The organism is Acinetobacter sp. 1125_18A, assembly GCF_052824985.1.
The window spans coordinates 76394-97067 of the sequence record NZ_VTDG01000002.1 but is presented as its reverse complement, the minus strand read 5'-3'; the positions used below and the strand labels follow the sequence as shown (position 1 = coordinate 97067).

The 20674-nt window shown below is 38.0% G+C and carries 17 protein-coding genes, 6 tRNA genes and 1 other RNA gene; 11 read left to right on the top strand and 13 right to left on the bottom strand.

Annotation, left to right across the window (positions count from 1 at the left end; genetic code table 11):
* Window position 1: 1 nt before the first annotated feature.
* From FY049_RS03395 to FY049_RS03365, 7 genes are all read right to left on the bottom strand, one after another.
* Window positions 2-76, bottom strand: a tRNA-Gln gene (locus FY049_RS03395).
* 91 nt (window positions 77-167) lie between these two features.
* Window positions 168-242 (bottom strand) — tRNA-Gln (locus FY049_RS03390).
* A 19-nt stretch (window positions 243-261) separates the two neighbouring features.
* Window positions 262-336: transfer RNA gene (locus FY049_RS03385), tRNA-Gln, on the bottom strand.
* A 30-nt stretch (window positions 337-366) separates the two neighbouring features.
* Window positions 367-441: transfer RNA gene (locus tag FY049_RS03380), tRNA-Gln, on the bottom strand.
* A 4-nt stretch (window positions 442-445) separates the two neighbouring features.
* Window positions 446-1279: a 4-(cytidine 5'-diphospho)-2-C-methyl-D-erythritol kinase gene (gene ispE, locus FY049_RS03375; RefSeq protein ID WP_016539189.1), complete on the bottom strand. Its 834-nt coding sequence runs from the start codon at window positions 1277-1279 to the stop codon at window positions 446-448.
* Between the two features lie 25 nt (window positions 1280-1304).
* Entirely contained in the window at window positions 1305-1913 is a 609-nt protein-coding gene (gene lolB, locus FY049_RS03370; RefSeq protein ID WP_224964928.1) for a lipoprotein insertase outer membrane protein LolB, read from the bottom strand.
* A gap of 8 nt (window positions 1914-1921) precedes the next feature.
* Window positions 1922-3604 (bottom strand): tetratricopeptide repeat protein, encoded by a 1683-nt coding sequence (locus FY049_RS03365; protein ID WP_004722489.1) that lies wholly within the window; start codon window positions 3602-3604, stop codon window positions 1922-1924.
* A 107-nt stretch (window positions 3605-3711) separates the two neighbouring features.
* Between FY049_RS03365 and hemA the strand changes: the two genes are divergently transcribed.
* Window positions 3712-4998: a glutamyl-tRNA reductase gene (gene hemA, locus FY049_RS03360; protein WP_154129494.1), complete on the top strand. Its 1287-nt coding sequence runs from the start codon at window positions 3712-3714 to the stop codon at window positions 4996-4998.
* Window positions 4999-5533: 535 nt separating this feature from the next.
* On the opposite strand, the gene FY049_RS03355 is transcribed toward hemA, so the two are convergent.
* Window positions 5534-7441 (bottom strand): DNA primase, encoded by a 1908-nt coding sequence (locus FY049_RS03355; RefSeq protein ID WP_333666609.1) that lies wholly within the window; start codon window positions 7439-7441, stop codon window positions 5534-5536.
* 118 nt (window positions 7442-7559) lie between these two features.
* Window positions 7560-8582 (bottom strand): outer membrane protein assembly factor BamD, encoded by a 1023-nt coding sequence (locus FY049_RS03350; protein ID WP_262781935.1) that lies wholly within the window; start codon window positions 8580-8582, stop codon window positions 7560-7562.
* A 71-nt stretch (window positions 8583-8653) separates the two neighbouring features.
* Between FY049_RS03350 and rluD the strand changes: the two genes are divergently transcribed.
* Window positions 8654-9706, top strand: coding sequence for a 23S rRNA pseudouridine(1911/1915/1917) synthase RluD (gene rluD / locus FY049_RS03345; protein WP_004722483.1), 1053 nt, complete (start codon window positions 8654-8656; stop codon window positions 9704-9706).
* 49 nt (window positions 9707-9755) lie between these two features.
* On the opposite strand, the gene FY049_RS03340 is transcribed toward rluD, so the two are convergent.
* On the bottom strand, window positions 9756-10526 hold the full coding sequence (locus FY049_RS03340; RefSeq protein WP_056514345.1) for a DUF4882 family protein: 771 nt from the start codon (window positions 10524-10526) through the stop codon (window positions 9756-9758).
* 183 nt (window positions 10527-10709) lie between these two features.
* Here FY049_RS03340 and pgeF point away from each other — a divergent pair, with 183 nt between their 5' ends.
* From pgeF to FY049_RS03320, 4 genes are all read left to right on the top strand, one after another.
* Window positions 10710-11453: a peptidoglycan editing factor PgeF gene (gene pgeF, locus FY049_RS03335; RefSeq protein ID WP_446083192.1), complete on the top strand. Its 744-nt coding sequence runs from the start codon at window positions 10710-10712 to the stop codon at window positions 11451-11453.
* Between the two features lie 126 nt (window positions 11454-11579).
* A complete protein-coding gene (locus FY049_RS03330) occupies window positions 11580-12134 on the top strand; it encodes a flavodoxin family protein (protein WP_327858259.1) in 555 nt (184 codons plus the stop codon).
* Between the two features lie 183 nt (window positions 12135-12317).
* Window positions 12318-13631, top strand: a complete 1314-nt coding sequence (locus tag FY049_RS03325) for a hypothetical protein (protein WP_446083191.1) — start codon at window positions 12318-12320, stop codon at window positions 13629-13631.
* Window positions 13632-13972: 341 nt separating this feature from the next.
* Window positions 13973-15292 carry a hypothetical protein gene (locus tag FY049_RS03320; protein ID WP_446083190.1) on the top strand — a complete coding sequence of 440 codons (1320 nt, stop codon included), beginning with the start codon at window positions 13973-13975 and terminating at the stop codon, window positions 15290-15292.
* A gap of 54 nt (window positions 15293-15346) precedes the next feature.
* On the opposite strand, the gene smpB is transcribed toward FY049_RS03320, so the two are convergent.
* A complete protein-coding gene (smpB, locus tag FY049_RS03315) occupies window positions 15347-15823 on the bottom strand; it encodes an SsrA-binding protein SmpB (RefSeq protein WP_004722477.1) in 477 nt (158 codons plus the stop codon).
* A 159-nt stretch (window positions 15824-15982) separates the two neighbouring features.
* On the opposite strand from smpB, the gene coaD reads away from it, so the two are divergent.
* The 4 genes from coaD to FY049_RS03295 all read left to right on the top strand — a co-directional run bounded on the left by coaD (window position 15983) and on the right by FY049_RS03295 (window position 17284).
* Complete coding sequence (coaD, locus tag FY049_RS03310; RefSeq protein ID WP_004722475.1) at window positions 15983-16474, top strand: pantetheine-phosphate adenylyltransferase; 492 nt, start codon at window positions 15983-15985, stop codon at window positions 16472-16474.
* Window position 16475: 1 nt separating this feature from the next.
* Complete coding sequence (locus FY049_RS03305) at window positions 16476-16739, top strand: YfhL family 4Fe-4S dicluster ferredoxin (protein ID WP_004722473.1); 264 nt, start codon at window positions 16476-16478, stop codon at window positions 16737-16739.
* Window positions 16740-16765: 26 nt separating this feature from the next.
* Window positions 16766-17143: RNase P RNA component class A (rnpB, locus tag FY049_RS03300), an RNA gene on the top strand.
* A gap of 64 nt (window positions 17144-17207) precedes the next feature.
* Window positions 17208-17284: transfer RNA gene (locus FY049_RS03295), tRNA-Met, on the top strand.
* Window positions 17285-17364: 80 nt separating this feature from the next.
* Here FY049_RS03295 and FY049_RS03290 read toward each other — a convergent pair.
* Both FY049_RS03290 and FY049_RS03285 read right to left on the bottom strand, forming a co-directional pair.
* Window positions 17365-18321: an RDD family protein gene (locus FY049_RS03290; RefSeq protein ID WP_446083189.1), complete on the bottom strand. Its 957-nt coding sequence runs from the start codon at window positions 18319-18321 to the stop codon at window positions 17365-17367.
* Between the two features lie 240 nt (window positions 18322-18561).
* A tRNA-Leu gene (locus FY049_RS03285) sits at window positions 18562-18647 on the bottom strand.
* A 216-nt stretch (window positions 18648-18863) separates the two neighbouring features.
* Between FY049_RS03285 and FY049_RS03280 the strand changes: the two genes are divergently transcribed.
* The gene (locus FY049_RS03280; RefSeq protein ID WP_446083188.1) at window positions 18864-20630 is read left to right on the top strand and encodes an alkaline phosphatase D family protein; all 1767 of its coding nucleotides are present in this window, start codon (window positions 18864-18866) and stop codon (window positions 20628-20630) included.
* Window positions 20631-20674: the final 44 nt, after the last annotated feature.

Here is a 20674-nt window from a genome sequence, read left to right as displayed (position 1 = left end):
ATGGCAGGGGCGGCTGGATTCGAACCAACGGATGCCGAGATCAAAACCCGGTGCCTTACCACTTGGCGACGCCCCTAATGCGGCAGAATTTTAGTGTTTTTGCATGTCTCTGTCAAGGTAAATCAACATTAAATACAAATTACTACGTTCTGTCTTTTTTGAGAAAATGGCAGGGGCGGCTGGATTCGAACCAACGGATGCCGAGATCAAAACCCGGTGCCTTACCACTTGGCGACGCCCCTAATTTGATGTTGTATTTAATGGCAGGGGCGGCTGGATTCGAACCAACGGATGCCGAGATCAAAACCCGGTGCCTTACCACTTGGCGACGCCCCTAAAATACAACGATCTACAGATGAAAAATGATGGCAGGGGCGGCTGGATTCGAACCAACGGATGCCGAGATCAAAACCCGGTGCCTTACCACTTGGCGACGCCCCTATCATTACACTGTAAAATGAGTGAGTGGTGATTCATTCAAACTGTTGACCAAATAGGCTTTGCAGGGTGAATGATTTAAAACATCATCAATCTTCATTTGTTCAGTGACTTCAACAAAAACACAAGCACCTGTACCTGTAAGCTTTGCTGTACCGAACTGATCTAAATACTGCATTGCTTCATCAACTTCAGGATATAAATTTCTTGCCAGTGGCTCAAAATCATTTCTAAAATTGGATGGCTTTAGCTGATAGGCGCAAAATTTAGTAGGCTTCGTATCTCTTGTCAATGTTTTTTGCGAAAAAAGTCGTTGAGTGCTGATAAAACAATCAGGTTTTAACACAATGTATTGTTTTTGATCTAAGTCTATGAATGTTAAGTGTTCACCTATACCTTCTGCCCAAGCATTACGACCATGAACAAAGATTGGAACATCTGCACCCAATTTAACCCCAAGCTCAGCCAGTTGTTCAGTATTTAAACCGCACTGCCAAAGTTGATTGACCACAATCAATGTGGTGGCAGCATTGGAAGAACCACCACCTAGACCTGCACCCATTGGAATATTCTTTTCGATACGAATTTTTAAACCAGTCGGCTGTGTAGCATAAGGTTTTAAAATTTGAATCGCTTTATAGATCAGATTATGTTCCAAATCGACGTTACTCAAACCTTCAAGACTGATTTCTGCTTGAGAATGTTCTGTTTGGATGAATTCTAACCAGTCATACAAATCAATCAGCTGAAAAATACTTTGCAACTCGTGATAGCCATTTTCACGACGACCTGTGATATGCAAAAACAAATTTAATTTTGCTGGAGAGGGAACACGAATCATAGATTTCATTGTCTAAGGTATAGATTTAGCGGTTTTGAATCACCATTGTAATACGATTTTCCTGACCAGATTCAAGTTGTTGTTTTAAAATCAGCTTATTGGGCAAGCTCGCTTGATTGTTATAACTAAAATCTACAGTCCAGCCATCTTCAATGATTTGAGCAATACGTTGAGTATTATCTCGGGTGATTTGTGCATTTTCAGTGGCAGGGTAAGCTTGAACCCAATCGACAATATGCGTAATAGGTGCAGTCCAGCCTGTGGCTTTTTCAAGCAGCTCTTCTGGTGTTTCAGCCGAAATCGAACCTGTTTTAGCGCTATTGAGGGTAACTTCTCCAGATTTTCCTTCAATAATAGTTTTGCCAATACCTAAGATCCCATTCAACTGGATGTTAAAATCTTGTTGGTCTTGTGTCCATGTGTAGAACGCACTGCCAGACTGTTTCGGTGTTTTTACCCCAATTTTCCCTTCAAGATTAAATTGATTTGACGGTTTTTGCAGGGACGTTGTGGTATCAGTGGGTGCTGTAAGCGTTGGTGTGGTTTGTGCTGGCTTTACGACTTGTTGACAACCTGTGAGTGTAAAAGCGGTTACAGCAGTTAGGGTGCAAAAGATCTGTGGAATGTGACGCATACAAGTCATTAACTCTTTTTAATATGTTGCGGTAATATTAATGAATCTAGTTGATTTAATTGAGGATCATTTGGATGATTTTGTTTGAGTTGTTGTAACACTTCATTAAATTGAGCTAAGGCACCTTGCATATACAAAGATTTTGCATACCGAATACCAATGTTTACACTATGACTCAAATTATAAGCTTTCGATAAAATGTTTGAGGCAGCATCAAAATCATTTTGCAAGAATGTGATATATCCCAGCGTATCTAAAATCGAGGCCTGATCTGGCGCAGAATCTAAGGCATGTTCTGCATACTTTCGCGCTTCATCTAAACGTCTATTTTGTAGTGCAAGCGTATAGGCATAAGCATTTAAATAAGCAGGATTATTTGGCTCTAAAGTTAAGAGTTGTTTCAATGCTTTATCAAGTAAATCACGATCCTCGAATGGATCAAGAAGCAATATTTCTGAATAGAGAATTTCAGGATCATCAGGCAAGTTTTTCACTGCTTCAGTGAGTAATCTCAGCGCTGCTTTTTTATTGCCCATGCGTTTTAAAATCTCGGCTTGAGCTTGATATAAGAAACTTGCATGTTGTGGATAATTGACGCGCTCTTGGGTTAAAAACCGTAAAGCATCATTCATCTTGTCCTGTCTTTCAAAAATCGAGACCAGATTACGGCGTGAAACCGTATATAAGTTTCCATCAACCAAACGATAATAGGCTTTTGCCGTTTCATCATTTTGTTTTCGTTCAGCATTTACTGCCAAATAAAAATATGCTTCGTTTTGATAACGTGACGAGTAGCGTAACTCCACTAAATACTGTTCAGCTTGATCCAGCTTTTTTAAATCAATCGCAGTTAACCCTGCAATAAATAGAGCCTCTTCAGCATCTGGCCAGGCTTGGATAATCGATTCTAATTTGCTTAAGGCCAATTCAGATTGATGAATCTTGATCAGATATTTGACTTCTGCCAGACGGATATCATAGTTGTACTTGTTTTTACGACTGCTTCGATCATACCAATTTAAAGTCGCTTCTTGGTCACCCAAAGCCTCTAATAAGTTGGCTTTCATCAGAATAAAGCCAGTCACTTTTGAACGTTTTTTTAACGCTTTATTGACGGTTTTTAAGGCTTGTTCGATCTCATCGTTTTGTGCTTCCAAACCCGCAATTAGAATTAAAACAGAAGGATTATTTTTTTCTTTACTTGCTCTCAGTGTACTGAGCAGATTTTGACGATCTACTTCTGATTCTGGTGCAATTCCTTCTAAAATCTTTTCTAAATCAGCGTTGGGGTCAATATTGAGAATACTGTCCAGAGTCTCCGCTGCAAGTTCATATTCATGTGATTTGAGCGCGATATGTGCCAAATAAAATTTTGCAGGAACGTCCTCAGGTTCTTGTACAACCCAATGGGTGGCAATGTCTAAAGCTGCTTTTAAATCGTTTTGTTCAATTGCAACATTCAAGGCACGTTGCTTAATGGTGGTTGAATTACTACGAATTGCGAGCACAGTATAATTGTGTAAAGCAGTTGCAGTATCATTATAAGCCAATGAAAATTCAGCAATAATACTTTGTTTTAATGCATTAGTATTATATTTAGCATGATAAAATTCTCCAGATGCTCTAATATGAGCACTAGAAGCCATGCTACCAACCAGTAAGAATGTGGTAGAATATTGCTTAATTGTCATGCCGCTTAAGCGGTTGTTTATTTGACGCAATTTTTCCGAATCCAAGTATGCTTTTTATGACACCGTTATTGCACAATAGCACAAATTTAGCGAAATGATGATCTGATATGTCTTTCTTTGCATTGGGTGTCAACCATCAAACTGCTTCTGTTGAGCTACGTGAGCAAATCGCTTTTAATCCAGAACGATTAAAAGATTTATTTGCCGTAGAAAGCCTTCGCCAAAATTTGAATGATATGGTGGTGGTGTCAACATGTAACCGCACTGAAGTCTATGCCATGGCTGAAAATGCCGATATGGTATTAAATTGGCTCGCCCAAACCAATGGTATTGATGTAAAGCAATTGTCAAATCATGTATATCGTTATGAAAATACTGATGCAGTTTCGCACTTAATGCGGGTTGCGAGTGGTTTAGATTCGTTGATGCTGGGTGAACCGCAAATTCTTGGGCAGGTTAAAACAGCACTATCAATCGCAAAAGATGCTGAAATCGTCTCGCAAAACCTGAATCAAATATTTGAATATGCTTTTTATGCAGCCAAACGTGTACGTTCTGAAACGGCAGTCGGCAGTCATGCTGTCTCAATGGGATATGCTGTTGCTCAACTCGCATTGCAAGTGTTTAGTAAGCCTGAACAGCTTACAGTCATGGTGGTTGCCGCAGGTGAAATGAACAGCTTGGTGGCAAAACATTTGGCTGAAATGGGCGTTGCAAAAATCCTGATTTGTAATCGAAGCCGTGAACGGGCAGAGAAATTAGCACAAGAAATAGCGCATCGTGTTGAAGTGGAGATTATTCCATTTGATGAACTCACTACTCAGCTTTATCGTGCGGATGTAATTTCCAGTTGTACAGGCAGTTTGCATCAAGTCATTGCTTATGCAGATGTGAAATTCGCTTTAAAAAAACGTCGTTATCAACAAATGCTTATGGTCGATTTAGCTGTACCTCGTGATATAGATCCAAAAGTTGAAAGTTTGGATGGTGTGTATTTATACGGTGTGGATGATCTACAAAGTGTAATTGATGAAAATTTAGCACAACGACGTCAAGCTGCGGTCGAAGCAGAGGTTATGGTCAATCAACTGGTGACTCAGTTGGTGACACAGCAAAAAGTAAAAGAAGCAGGTGGGACGATTCAACAGTTTCGTGAGCACGGTGAAGAACAACGCCAGATGGAGTTGTCGCATGCCTTAGAGCGTATTCAGGCAGGTGAGGATACGCAACATGTACTTGAGGATTTTGCACATCGTTTGACGCAAAAGTTATTGCACCCATCTTCAATTTTGTTACGTCAAGCAGCGCAGGATGAAGATCCTTCACATTTTGAATGGATGAAAGAAAATATTCAGGATATTTTTGAACAAGAAAGAAAACCAAAAACGAAGTGATTATTTTTTAAAACGAATGTGATTTAATATTTTTGCTTCACCAGCTATTATTGATGTATATACTAGTGCGATCAAATTAGAATAATGAAATTAAGGCAATTAAAATCCTTAAAACTTTATATATATTCATATCATTGTGTTTGTCAGTAGAATGCTTTGCAAAGCCTGTAAAAGACAGTGATGTATTATTGAACCAAGCAATCAAGGATCTACATAGCCTCTCTACTCAGGGTGGAATTATGGGGGTAATTGATTCAGTTGATCGATGCTATAAGAATCCCAAAAAACCTAAACTATATTGCTTTTATCTAGATTACTCAGGGCGGATATTTGATGCACTTATGGTCGAGAGTATAAATGCACACTCAGATTCTAATTACCCTACCAACGCGTTTTTTAGTGATGAAAACTTTCAAAAACGTATATTTATAAACCTATATAAGCCTTATGGCTCCTCAATGGAAGAGGCCAATAGCCATATGAATTTTTTGTATTACAAAATACTTGATAAGCTCAATGAAGCGGTTATAGAAAATTAATGATGTACTAACTTTAAACTAATTTGTTTAGTCAGTTCATTGAGTTGTTTACGTAAATTACGTGATTCACTCAATGAGGTTGGTGCTTTAAGCTTTAATTTTAAATATTTCTCTTGTAAGGCCAAAGAGTAATCTGAAGCCAATTTATCTGCCATTTCAGGCGCCTCAGCCAAAGCCTGAATATTGGTGCGTTGTATGATTTCAGAGAGTTCCAAATGATAAGCACCACATGCACCTAAAATATAATAGGTTGCAAGTTCTTGATCATCTGGTAGATCGTCAAAGACACGGTCAAATACTGCTAAGATTTGCGCCAATAATTCATCTGGATGAATCAATGCACGTAATACTTCAAAGTGAATATATAAAAATGGATGTTGCATCAAAATCGCAACAGCAAAGTCTTCATCTTTGGTGCGAATATTAAATGACAACGAGGCATCTAAGCTGACTTGAGGTTGCCATTTTCGATTAAAACCTAACTTTTCTTTAAAAAACTGTCTTAATAAATAGCGGTAAGAACCTTGTTTAGGTAATAATTCAGTCAGTTGATTGAGTTCAGCCATCACCTGACTTTTACCTTCAGGTGTAGCAACATCATAGTTTTGACTCAATAAAGCAAAGACAAAATCCGATAATAAAGGGGATTGTTGCCATATCCGTTGAAACGTTTCAAAACCTTCCTTACGAATCAATGAATCTGGGTCATGTTCTTTGGGTAGAACAAAAAATTTAAGTTCACGACCATCATTCAATAACGGTAGCGCAATTTCTAAGGTTCGACGTGCTGCTTTTTGTCCAGCGGCATCACCATCAAATGCAATCGTAATTTGATTGTTCTGCTTAAATAAAATAGTCAAATGATCTGCATTACTGGCCGTACCTAATGTTGCTGTCGCACCAGAAATCCCGTTTTGTTGTAAGGCGATCACATCCATATAGCCTTCAACCATGAGCCAATTTTGCGCACGGTCTTTCCGACCTTCATACAAGCCGTAAAGCAGCTGATTTTTATGAAAGACTTCAGAATCAGGTGAGTTAATATATTTCGGTTTGATTTCGTCATTCAATGCGCGACCACCGAAACCGACGACACGACCTTTGTTGTCTCGAATCGGGAAAATCACCCGATCACGCAACAAATCGAAGTCACGTCCACTATCACTGGTACGAATCAGACCCAGCAGTTTTAAACCTTCAATATCTTGGGGGAAGGCTTTTTCTAAATGTTGCCAATCTTCTGGTGCATAGCCTAAACGCCAATATTGGATCGTTTCAGTACTTAAACCACGATGTTTAAAATAATTCTGTGCCACTTTACTGTTTGGTAATTGGCGTTCATAAAACTGCGCAATATTTTCTAACAGATCATAAAGATTGCCATCTTGTGGAATCTGGTTAAAACCTGCTGAGTCAAACTGGGTTGGATCGAAATGCTCAGGATCTGGATATTGGCTAAAGGCTTCAAAAGGATCAATTTCAAGTGGCTGAACAGAATCTGTTTTTTTATCAGCGGGTTTAGAATCGACTACTTTATCTTCTACAGCCTTCACTGCAGGTTTTGGTTTGGATACTTCGCGTTTATACGACAGTTTTTTATTGTCATGATTGTCTTTGGGAAGTTCGACACCTGCATGGCTGGAGAGTTCTTTCATGACATCGACAAAATTTCGATTATCAATATCCATTAAGAAGCGAATGGCATTGCCATTTGCCTGACAGCCAAAGCAGTGATAATACTGTTTATCACGGTAGACATGAAAAGAGGGTGACTTTTCCTGATGAAAAGGGCAACAGCCTGAATAGGTGCGACCAGTTTTTTTCAATTTCACACGTTGACCAATCAAATCGACAATATCTGTGCGATCCAAAATTTGATCTATCGTGTGCTGAGGAATAGCCATAAATTTAATGTCATGTATCGTTTAAACCAATTTAAAGTTTAACGTAGTTTTGAGTCTAAAAATATCTATGAATAAAAAAGACGGGTAAAAACCCGTCTTGATTTGTCGCAATCAATATTTATTTACGTTGTCCATCATACAAACTTTCATCTGCACGTGCTGGTTCTTTAGACACTTCACGATTTGGACGATCAAGTAAGCCAAAACTCACTTTATTTAACAAGCTTGATTTTTGTTCTGCTTGATCAGACGTATCAGAACTCGCTTCTTGTGATACTTCTGCTTTATCACCACGACCTAAAATACCTAATGTTGCACGGTTCCACCAGCTCGCTTCTTTACGTGCTGCGCGTATATTCACTTCACCATTAGATTTAACAAGGTTCGGGTAGTTTTGCTTAAGCACGCCAATGTACTGTTGTGAAGTTTCTTTATCGCCCAACTTGTCATAACCATATGCCATTGTTGCTAAGGCTTCAGGAACTTGAGGCGTTTGAGGATAGTGTTCAATCACCCATTGTGAACGTTCAATCGCAGCCAAATATGCTTTACGTTTAATATTGAAACGTGCAGTATTCATTTCACTTTCAGCCAGTTCTTGGCCGATGTATTTCATTCGTTGTGCAGCATCAACTGAATATTGACTTGAAGGATAGCGACGAATTAAGTCGACAAAATTTTGATAGGCAATTTTTAAATAACCTACATCACGATGTGCTTGTTTTAGTGAGGTATAGCGAAGCAAGCTGTCATAATTTTGCTCCATATTGGCTACACCACGGACATAGTAAGCATAATCTAAATTCGGATGTTGAGGATTTAAACGAATAAAACGATCTGCCAGTGCAATTGTGCCTTCATAATCTTTTTGCTTAAATTTTGTGTAAAGCAATTCAAGCTGAGCTTGTTGTGCGTATTGCCCAGTCGGGAAATAAGTATCCATTGCTTCTAACGCTTTTGCAGCATCGCCATATTGCCCACGGTCTAATGATTTTATCGCATTATTGTAATAAGTCTGCTCATTTGATTTCGGGCCTGTATCAACAACATCCTTCTTCGGATTGCTGCTACAGCCGACAAATGCAGTTGCTAAGCCTACAGTTAAAGCAAGCATTGTGACTTTATAACGTGGTAGCGACATAAAAATTCCTCTGTTTATACGGGCAATAGGCTACAATTGCGCTATTAAACCACTTTTGTCCGAATGAGCAAATGACTTCAGCACACTCTTCTAATTCTAATTTCCCAGAAAATGATTTCAATTTACTTGAAGATTCTGAGGATGCAGATAATCATAATTCTGCGCCGACTGCAACACGTTTATCGTTGCAATTTCAACTGGATGAAAGCTATTTAGGGCAACGTATTGACCAAGTCGCAGCACTGGTTTGGAACGAGTTTTCTCGTGAAAAACTCAAGCAGTGGATGAAAGAAGGTCATTTGTTGGTAAATGGTAACATTGTCAAGCCTAAGTATAAATGCGAAGGCAATGAACTTCTATGTTTAGATGTTGAATTGGAAGCACAAACGTCGGCACAACCTGAAAATATCCCTTTAAACATTGTTTATGAAGATGACGATATCATGGTCATCAATAAACCTGTTGGTATGGTTGTTCATCCTGGTGCGGGTAATCCAAATGGTACTTTGGTGAACGCCTTGCTTTATCATTACCCAAAATCTGCCGAATTAACTCGTGCAGGTTTAGTGCATCGTATTGATAAAGACACCAGCGGTTTATTGGTTGTTGCTAAAAATTTGGAAGCGCAATTTTCTTTAAGTAAACAATTGGCTAAAAAAACAGTTTACCGTGTATATGACTTGATTTGTTATGGTCATATTATTGCGGGTGGAACGATTGATGAACCGATTAAGCGCCATCCTGTAGATCGTGTAAAAATGGCTATTTTACCGGGTGGTCGTGATGCGGTGACGCATTATAATGTTAAAGAACGTTTTCAACATTTCACCCGAGTACAGGCACAACTTGAAACAGGGCGTACTCATCAAATTCGGATTCATTTCACCTATATTGGTTATCCATTGGTGGGTGATCCAGTCTATGTTAGCCGTGTTAAAGTTCCAGCAGGTGCTTCTGAAAAACTGAGTAGTGCATTGCGTAACTTTAAACGCCAAGCTTTACATGCCTCTAAATTGGGCCTAGTTCACCCGCGTACACAAGAAGAAATGATGTTTGAAGCACCATGGTCAGACGACTTCGTTGAGTTGGTTGAAGTTTTACGCTCTGAAAATAAAGCATATTGATTGATTTGCATGATAAAACTGCTCAATGCGAGCAGTTTTATAAAATGATTTAGTTACCACAAACATCTTTTGTACCTGTAGGAAATGTATTGGTAAATTTTGATTTATCCGTGACCAATTCTAATGACATGGTTTTATTTAGGTATGGAGAGTCCGCTTCAAAACCACTGAATAGTGCTTGAGGTTGAAAAGTGAGTGACTTAATTTTTGAATTAATCGTAGCTACATAACCTAAATTTTGTTTATTTAAAATAAATCCAATTTGATTAGCGTTTTGATTGATATACACCCCTACATTTTGGTTAGCTGATGCGTCGTAAGGTTGTAGATAGGCATAGGTAATATCATTTTGATTTGAGATGGGATTCTTTTGCATCACCCAAATCAATAAAGGTTTTTTATAGTTCTGTATTGCTGAATTATTTCCATACATAATGGCTATAACACCTATGGTTTGATTATTTTGATCAAACATTAATAAATTCATACCTTTGCCGATATTATTGGTCCCTGTTAATTCATTTGAAATCGTAGCAATATTAAATTCAAATCCAAAAATACCCGTATTTGCAATCGGGAGTGTTCCTGTCGCAATATTATTGCTGGAGCTGAAATTGCTATGGGTTGCTGAATATGTGATTTGATTGGGTGCATTCAGTATCTTATAAGAAACTTTTTGACCAGATGCTGTAGGAAATTTTTGTGCTGCTGGATTGGCTGGCTCAGGCAAAAAACCTTCTAAATCATAACGACAGAGTGCAAATCCTTGCGTGCTGATAACACTCAGACTCAATAAAACAGCAAGCTTTAATTTTTTCATGGTTTATCCTTATTTTTAAGTTTTAATTAATATTATTGGATTTGATTAAAAAAACAACACTATATTAAGTTGAAATGTTTAGTTTTGTTAATCAACAAAATGGACAAGAAGATTGGTTTTGGATTGAGTAAATTTGTTATAGTTATTGAGTCGTGAAAATGATTTGAAGAGGAAATGAGTCACATGCAATTTGTTCAAGGATTACCTCAAGGTGTATATGCAGGCCAGACACATATACATCATGTAAAGGCTTTGCCATCTGTACAGCCTGAGCTTGAAGGTTTTAATTTGGCATTGCATGTAAATGACGATCCTCAACGGATACAACAGCACCGTATGATTTTATTGAATGAATTTGCAGAATTGGGTGTTAGTAAAATCACATGGATGACGCAAACCCACAGCACAATATGTCATACCATTAATGAAGAAATGACTTTTAGCGCATTGGAGGGGGATGGTTTGGTCACACAGACTCAGGGGCATGCCTTGATGATGATGACCGCTGATTGTTTACCCGTTGTTTTAGGTAATGCTGCAGGTACTGAGGTTGCAAACTTACATGCAGGTTGGCGTGGTTTAGCAGGGGGAATTATTGAAAATACCATTGCCAATATGAAATCCCCACCTACTTGGGCTTGGTTGGGTGCTGCAATCAGCCAACCTTGTTTTGAAATTGGCGCAGAGGTGAAAGCTGCTTTCTGTTCTAAATATGCTGAACTAGACACTGCATTTATAGAGAGTGAGCAAGCGGGTAAGCACTATGCGGATTTGTATGCGATTGCGCGTTATATTCTTAAACAGCATGGGGTGAATGTGATTACTGGGGGAGATCAGTGTTCTTATCGTCAAAATCAAGATTTCTATTCTTATCGTCGCCATGCAAAAACAGGGCGTATGGCTACTTTTGTATTTATTCGGAATTAAATCTATATTTTTAAATAGATTTATCGTTGTTTTAAGCACTTTGTCATAGGTTTTCTGAACATTACAAGAATTGTTTAAAAATGAATTGATGTTAAACTTGACCAAATTTGTTTGTTTTCAATTGATATGTCTTTATCTGCTAAATCTATCGCGATCGTTTACCACAGTCCATTTGGTCATACTGCCAAAGTTGCGGATTATATTGCACAAGGTGTAGAAAAGATCGGTGTAACCGTTCATAAAATGGATATTGAGCATATTGATTGGGATATTTTAGATCAAGCGAATGCCATTATTTTTGGTTCACCGACTTATATGGGAAGTGTTACAGGTCCATTTAAAATGTTTATGGATTCAACATCTCAACGTTGGAAAAATCGTGATTGGCAGGGCAAACTTGCTGCCGCATTTACCAACTCAGGTGGTTTAAGTGGGGATAAGTTATCTGTACTACAACAGATTAATATCTTTGCAATGCAGCATGGCATGTTATGGTCTGGACTCCCTTTAATGCCTACAGGTGTTAAACCTACAGATTTAAATCGTATGGCGGGTTATTTAGGGTTAATGACACAATCAGATAATGCACCTGTTGAAATTACACCACCCTCTGGTGACTTGCTAACCGCAACATGGTTTGGAGAGTATATTGCCTTACTCATAAATAAAATTACGTCATAGTTGTTTGATGTAATTACATAAAAAAACAAAAAATATCATAAATAAAAAGCCTTTAGAATCATTGTAAAAGTTGAATTATTGAGTGAAATATTTTGTTAATTGGAGGCTAAACTGAGTTTTGCCTTTTTTTTATTGTCGTTTTCATATAATTTTTACCAATAAGAAAAAATCTGAGAAGATGATATGGATATTAAGGATGGAAAAATAATTAAAATCATAGGGATGTTTTTAACTTATGGTCTGTTGTTTTCTCCAGTTTATTGTTTTGCAAACTCTTTTCAGTCTGAGGGATTAACTGAATTAAATGACACTGAGCTTTCTAAGGTTAGTGGTCAAGCCCTGATGAGTTTGAGTTATATTGCACCTAATGATTCAGTCAATAAAATGCAAGGGCAAGGTGTCGGTTTTTATAAACTTGGACTTGAAGCTGATCTTGAACTAAATGCCAATATTAAAAAATTACAGCTCGGTTGTGGTGGGGTAAATGGTGCAGGTGGCTGTGACATTGATATTGATAATTTAAGTCTTTCAGGTATAGCGGATACACGTGAAGGACGTGTAGGTTCAAGTGCAAAATTGACCAATCCATTTATAGAGTTTGCGATAAAAAATCCCAATTCTGCGTCTACAAGAGAAGTAGTCGGTCTACGATTAAGTGCTGAAAAAGCATTAGGTTTGTTAACGGCAGGTACTGAAAACTCTGATTTGCCAAATGGTATTAATAGTCTTAGCGGTGCTTTAAAAATTAAAGCAACAACAGGTAGTGCTAATACGACTGCACGGAATTTACAATATGCTGATACAGATATGTCTATTAAAGGAAACATTAAATTAGGTATTCTTCCAACAGCAAGTTTTCAGACAAATGATTATAATCTCGGACTGCAATCGACTGGTGCTACATTGGCTGTTAATGGGAAAACTTTATACGGTAATCGTATGAATAGTGCCCTTTTGACTGGAACAGCTAAAATTGATGAACTATTTTTTAGCGGTACAATTAAGCCAATTCTTGCTGGTATTGATTTATCATTTTTAACATTGAATGCAAGTGGCAGTATATCGGGTTTAACTGCAAATTTAGATATTAATCAAAGCTTAGGGTATATTCATAAGTTGCAATTGAATAATCCATTCTCTTTATCATTACAACAACAGTCTGTGTGGTGGCCAAATGCTGAAATTGCTGCTCAAAGAGGATGGTGGTTAGCGATTGAAGATGAGATTGATATTGGTAAAGTAACGCCATCGAATACGATTGATGTAACAAATGATGTTTTAAAACAAGTTGTACCTAGTTTAAATGCCTATCTTGCTAAATCAGAGAATACTGTGGAATGCCCTGGTTTAATTGGTTTGTCTTGTATTGCGAGTGAGGTAGCGATAGGGCAAATTAATTTATCAGGTTCAAATCCACTATATTTCCCGATTAAAGATTTGAAATTGGCGACTCAAGATTTTGCGCCTAACTGTTATGGGAATCTAAAATTCTGTTAAATCTTTGAGATTAAAGAAAGCCTCCAGATGGAGGTTTTTTTATTTGGTATAGTTGGGATGCCTTACATCGTCACAGTCAATAATTCACTTATTGGAAATGCATTATGCTCTATTGACTTATGATCTGCTTTGAAAACTTATTGCGATATTATTAAGTATAAATATACAATTATTAAAATTAGTTACATAAATTAATATAAGTAAAAACCCTTTAGAATCATTGTGAAAATGATATGAATTTGTATAAAAATTATAAAATATAAATATTTGCGACGAAGTGTTATTTGCTTTAGTTAGTACTTAGTATATTTTTTATCCATAATAAGATCTGAGAAGATGATATGGATATTAAAAGAAATAGAAGGATTGATAAGAAAATCATTAAAATTACAAAGTTGGCTCTAATTTGTATTGGTTTATTTTCTTCAATCTATTGTTTTGCAAGCACTCTACATTCTGAGAGCTTAATCCAATTAAATGATTCTGAGCTTTCGGATGTGAGTGGGCAGGCACTAATGAGTTTGAGTTATATTGCGCCTAATGACTCAATCAATAACATGCAAGGGCAAGGTGTTGGTTTTTATAAACTTGGACTAGAGGCAGAGCTTGAATTGAATGCCAACATTAAAAAGTTACAGCTCGGTTGTGGAGGGGTAAATGGAGCAGGCGGTTGCGACATTGATATTGATAATTTAAGTCTTTCAGGTATAGCAGATACGCGTGAAGGGCGTGTGGGTTCAAGTGCAAAATTAACCAATCCGTTTATAGAGTTTGCGATAAAAAACCCCAATTCTGCATCAACACGAGAAGTGGTTGGCCTACGTTTAAGTGCTGAAAAAGTCTTAGGCTTATTAACAACAGGAATAGAGAACTCTGATCTCCCCAATGGAATAAATAGTTTAAGTGGGGCAATAAAAATTAAGGCTACGACAGGAACGGGATTCACAGCTCCAAGAGCAATGACATTTAATGATACAGGAATGGTTATGAGTGGCAGAATTAGAATAGCTTTTTTTGAACCGAGTTTTAATACAAATGACTATAATTTACAGTTGCAATCAACTAAAGCGAATTTATTGATCAATGGTACAACATTAACAGGAACGCGTTTAACTTCTGCGAAACTAACAGGAACTGCATTTATTGATAATTTAAACTTTGGTGGAAATATTAATGCAAGGGTAAGCCTACCATTAATTTCATTGTTTACATTGCCTATCAGGGCAACTGGATTTATATCAGGTTTACAGGCTGATTTGGATATCGATGAAAATCTGGGTTATATTCATAAACTCCCTTTAAATAACCCTTTCTCTTTATCACTACAGTCAACTCAGGTTCACTGGCCTAAAGCTGAATATGCTGCGAATCGTGGATGGTGGTTAGCCATAGAAGATGAAATTGATATTGGAAAAGTTATACCTAAAAATCAGATTGATATAACGAATGATATCCTTAAACAAGTTGTACCAAGTATTAATATTGCTTTGGATAAGACGCCACCAACCTGCCAGGCTGTTATCGGATGTTTGTTTGCTGGTTTGAATATTGGTGAAGTAAATTTATCGTCGGCAACCCCCCTGTATTTCCCAATTAAGGATTTACCATTAGCAACTCAAGACTTTGCTCCAAACTGTTATGGTTCTTTAAAATTCTGTTAAAAGATTGCTAAAAGAAAAACCTCCATTTCGGAGGTTTTTCGTATATCAAACAGATTATTTATGCATGATTCGTGATTTATCACGTTGCCAATCGCGATCTTTTTCAGTGGCACGTTTGTCATGTAACTGCTTACCTTTTACCAAAGCAATCTCAAGTTTAGCCAAATGACCTTTCCAGTAACACGCCAAAGGTACGCAGGTATAACCTTTTTGATTGACAGCACCCAGTAGTTTTTCAAGCTCACGGCGTGAGAGCAACAGTTTACGAGTACGTGTCGCTTCAGGGACTACGTGAGTAGATGCTGAAAGTAAAGGTTGAATTTGAGCACCGAAGAGAAATGCTTCATTATTTTTAAAGGTGATATAGCTTTCAGTAATGGTCATTCGCCCAGCACGTAATGACTTGACTTCCCAACCTTGTAACGAAAGCCCAGCTTCAAATTTTTCTTCAATAAAATAATCGTGGCGTGCACGTTTATTTTGTGCAATCGTCCCACTATTATTTTTTTTAACGACAATGTTTTTCGACATAATACAAATATTCCAAGAATAGCCTTATTTTGCCTCAAACTTGGCTTCAGGTGAAGTCATTTCACAATTAAAGCCAAAGCTAAATCAAAAGAGGTTATTCGCTAATATTTAAGTTTTTGTTAAACTATAGCCCTACATAACAAACTAGAGTACAAATGGATGTCTAAAACTCGTGTCATCTATCCAGGAACTTTTGATCCAATTACCAATGGCCATGTTGATTTAGTCGCACGTGCTTCACGAATGTTTGATGAAGTTGTGGTCGCAATTGCTATTGGGCATCATAAAAATCCAGTCTTTAGTTTGGAAGAACGTGTAGAGTTAGCAAAGATATCACTCAAACATTTACCCAATGTTGAGTTTGTCGGTTTTGATGGGTTATTGGTAAATTTTGCACGTGAACAACATGCTACAGCAGTGTTACGTGGCTTAAGAGCTGTTTCAGATTTTGAATATGAATTTCAGCTTGCGAATATGAATCGTCAGCTTGATCATGATTTTGAAACAGTATTTTTAACACCATCAGAGCAATTTTCATTTATTTCTTCGACGATGGTTCGAGAAATAGCACGATTGAAAGGCGATGTGGCAAAGTTTGTTCCTCAATGCGTTGTCGAAGCCTTCCATCGTAAACATCAACAAGGTTGGTAGCGTGTCTTTAATTATCACTGATGAATGTATCAATTGTGATGTATGCGAGCCTGTATGTCCAAATGATGCCATTTTTATGGGGGAGGAGATTTATGAAATCCATCCAAACCTATGTACAGAATGCGTCGGGCATTTTGATCAGCCACAGTGTGCGCTTTTCTGTCCAGTCGACTGTATTCCGCTCGATCCGAACCATGTAGAGAGCCAAGACGACTTGATGGAAAAGTATAAAAAACTAATTGCTCAAAAAAGCGCAAGCAATTAGCCGAGAAATTTGTTAGGATACGCCCCGAAGTGAGCCAGACGATCGCTGCTGTGGAGATCTCCGTGATTGAAGCAGGGGAGGAAAGTCCGGGCTTCATAGGGCAAGGTGCCAGGTAACGCCTGGGCGGTGTGAACCGACGGAAAGTGCAGCAGAGAGTAGACCGCCTTCAATATCGTTTCTTTTCGGAGAAATGGAAGGTAAGGGTGAAAGGGTGCGGTAAGAGCGCACCGCATGGCTGGTAACAGTTCATGGCATGGTAAACCCCACCGGAAGCAAGACCAAATAGGGATCCTATAGGCATGGCCCATGCTGGATCCGGGTAGGTCGCTTGAGCGTATGAGTGATCATGCGCCTAGAGGAATGATCGTTCTAGACAGAACCCGGCTTATCGGCTCACTTCGATGAATTTTATTTTAATTAGTGCTTGACGTAACATTGTTTACAGCAGATAATGCGCGCACAGTTTTAGGCTATGTAGCTCAGTTGGTTAGAGCACCGCACTCATAATGCGGGGGTCACAGGTTCAAGTCCCGTCATAGCCACCATTTTTATAGACCACGTTTCCAAAAACGTGGTCTTTTTTTATCTACAAGATTTAAACTTTAACAGCGAGACTTGGTCTTGTTTAAAAACCAAGGTTCATCCCTGTACTATCCCCAATATAACTTAAGCTAATTTTAGGCGTCTTTTTATAATCATAAAGCGTTGTTTTTGATAATTTAGCCAAGCCAAATTGATAAGAAAAGTTAAATTGCACCTGATTGATGTTGTATTGCGTTAACACCTCAGCGTGTTGTTGATTAATCTTTTCTAGCAATGTTTCAGCACGATCAAGGTCATCGAGATAATCTGGCTCATTCACATTTAAAATTAAAACCTGATTTGTGGATTCAGCCTCTCCAATGAAGGTATGGCGACTTTCAACTTGAGCATTTTTAATGTCATCAGAGATCAAACTAAAATTATTGGCTGACATTGTTTTGCTTTGGGAATAACTCCATAAATTGACAGAAAAAATCACAATGGTTAACAGCGCAATGATGTAGTAATGAATGTTCCATACAGATTGGCGTGGAATATTGGATTGAGCGTTTCTGAGGATTTGAGTTTCACTGAGTAGATCGTGCAGAGATTGTTGGCTATTTCCATTAAAAATTGCCAAGTAGAAACAGGCAAAAACAATACTTTGAAAAAATGCCACAAGCAGACTGAGTAAAAGATGCTGAGTTGAATATGTTTGTAAATAACCTGCAAAGCAAAATGGAATGATAAAGATACTTGATCTAACCAGAGAATGCATAAATGGAATTGAAGTACCATTTAAGTCTTTTACCTTAATTTTACCCAGAATTTTCCCAATGGTTTTACCATTACCTATCTGGCTGTTAAAAGCAGCAAAATAAAATAGACAGAGGAGCGTACCTATACATTGGAAAATAAAAGGAGAATTTTCAAAATATGGGTAGAGTATTTTGCCCGTCACTAAACAGGCTACGCCGACGGTAATACAGTCGATGATAAATGCGAATATTCGAGGAAATATAGGGGCGGCTTTTTGAGTTTCAGTAGTAATTTCAGACATGGTGTTGGTTTAATTAAGTTTATGAAAATATTAATAATTAATGTAAATTTATTATATTATAAGTTTTTTAATGAAAAATAACCAGAAAAATATAGTTGAGCTATCAAGCTTTTTAGCAAGATGTATTGAACTTTGAGTTATTTGTAAATGGGCGATTTATAGATGATTTATAAATTTTAGGCATAAAAAAACCAGCTTATCGCTGGGTTCTTTATTGCACCATTTTAATAAGACTTAAAATGGTGCCCGAGGCCAGACTCGAACTGGCACGCTTTGTGGGCGGGGGATTTTAAATCCCCTGTGTCTACCGATTTCACCACTCGGGCATGTGCGCAATAATAAAGGACAGTTTTTCTCTTGGCAAGCGTATTTATGTCGATTTGCTTTCTTTTCAATCAATTCATGTGCTTATGTTTGAAAATAAAGCATTTTAAGCAGTTGAATGGGTATTTTGTCATGATTTTTTCATCAATTTGAGATTAAAGCGAAATATTAAGCCTTTAAATTGATTGGATAAAAAAACTTAGAGGAAACCAACTTCAATGCCAAACTCAATTTCACGCCGTGAACTTATTCAAAAGTCATTAGCCAGTTTTGGGGCATTATCTATACCAGTGTCGTTGACTGCTTGTGGGAGTGATAACAACGACTCAACATCTCCTACTACAAAAGTTGAATTTTTGCATGGTGTTGCCAGTGGCGACCCATTAAAAGATCGTGTGATTTTGTGGACACGTATTACGCCGCAGGATACGTCTTTGCGTTTAGAAGTGGTTTGGGAAATTGCCACAGACGATAAATTTACGCAAGTGATCAATACTGGAAAAGTACAAACAGCATCAGCTCAGGATTTTACCGTTAAAGTCGATGCAGACAAGCTTAAGTCTGGGCAAGCTTATTATTATCGTTTTAAATTCGGTTCGGTGATTTCGCCAGCAGGGCGTACCAAAACATTACCTGAAACCACCAGTTCGGTGCAGTTTGCGGTGTGTTCATGTTCAAACTATCCTGCTGGCTATTTCTATGTGTATAAGGAAATGGCAAAACAAGAGGTCGATGCGATCATCCATTTGGGGGATTACATCTATGAATATGGTAAAGATGGATATGCCACAGAAGAGGCGGTAAAGCTGGGTCGTACACTCGCTGCTGACAATGATAAAGAAATTATCAAGTTGGATGATTACCGTAAGCGTTATGCACTTTACCATACTGACAGTGATTTACAGGCTGCACATGCACGTCATCCTTTTATCGTGATTTGGGACGACCATGAACTGGCAAATGATGCATGGAAAGACGGTGCAGAAAACCATCAAGCCAATGAAGGAAATTTCTTAGACCGTAAATTGGCAGCTTTACAGGCCTATTTTGAATGGATGCCGATTCGTCCTGTATCTGCAACAGATCATTTGAATATTTATCGCCAATTTGACTTTGGTTCATTGGTACAATTGACCATGTTAGATACGCGTATTTTGGCTCGTGACAAGCAACTTGATTATGCCAATTATATGACGGCTTCTGGTTTAGATATCGCTAAGTTCCAGACAGATTTAACCAGTACTACGCGCACACTGATGGGTTATACCCAGCGTGAGTGGTTACAAAAGAAGCTGGCACAATCTACAGCGACTTGGAATGTGTTGGGACAGCAAGTTTTGATGGCAAAAATGTTAATCCCTGCTGAATTGCTATTGTCTTTATCTGCAATTACCAGTGGAAATGTTACCGCCGAAACTTTGGCAAAAATGAATCAGCAGATCATTGAGTTAGTTACTTTAAAAGTTCGCTTGAAAAGTGGTGATCCAACATTAACCGCCACAGAAAAAGCCCGTGTAACCACAGTTGCACCCTATAATTTGGATGCTTGGGATGGCTACTATGCAGAACGTGAAATTTTATATGGCACATTCAAAGCATTAAATAAGAAAGTTGTGGTGTTGGCGGGGGATACCCATAATGCATGGTCTGCTGACTTGCATACTCAAGCGGGTGATTTTGTTGGGGTTGAATTGGCAACCAGTTCGGTCTCTTCACCAGGGATGGAAAAGTATTTAAGTATTCCTTTGGCACAGTTACAACAGTTTGAAATGGCCTTCACCACGCTCATTGATGAATTGAATTACACCAATTTAAATCAACGAGGCTACTTAAAAGTCAGCTTTACAGCACAACAGGTACAAGCGGATTGGATTTTCTTAAATAGCATTAAGGAAAAAACCTATATGGTGGATACGGCTCGTGCTCATCAAGTGGTTTTAAATAACAATTTGGTTGATGTGAAGACTGTTCAGAAAAGTGCATAAATTTTCAAGCCTAAAAAAGCCGAGTTTAGATCACTCGGCTTTTT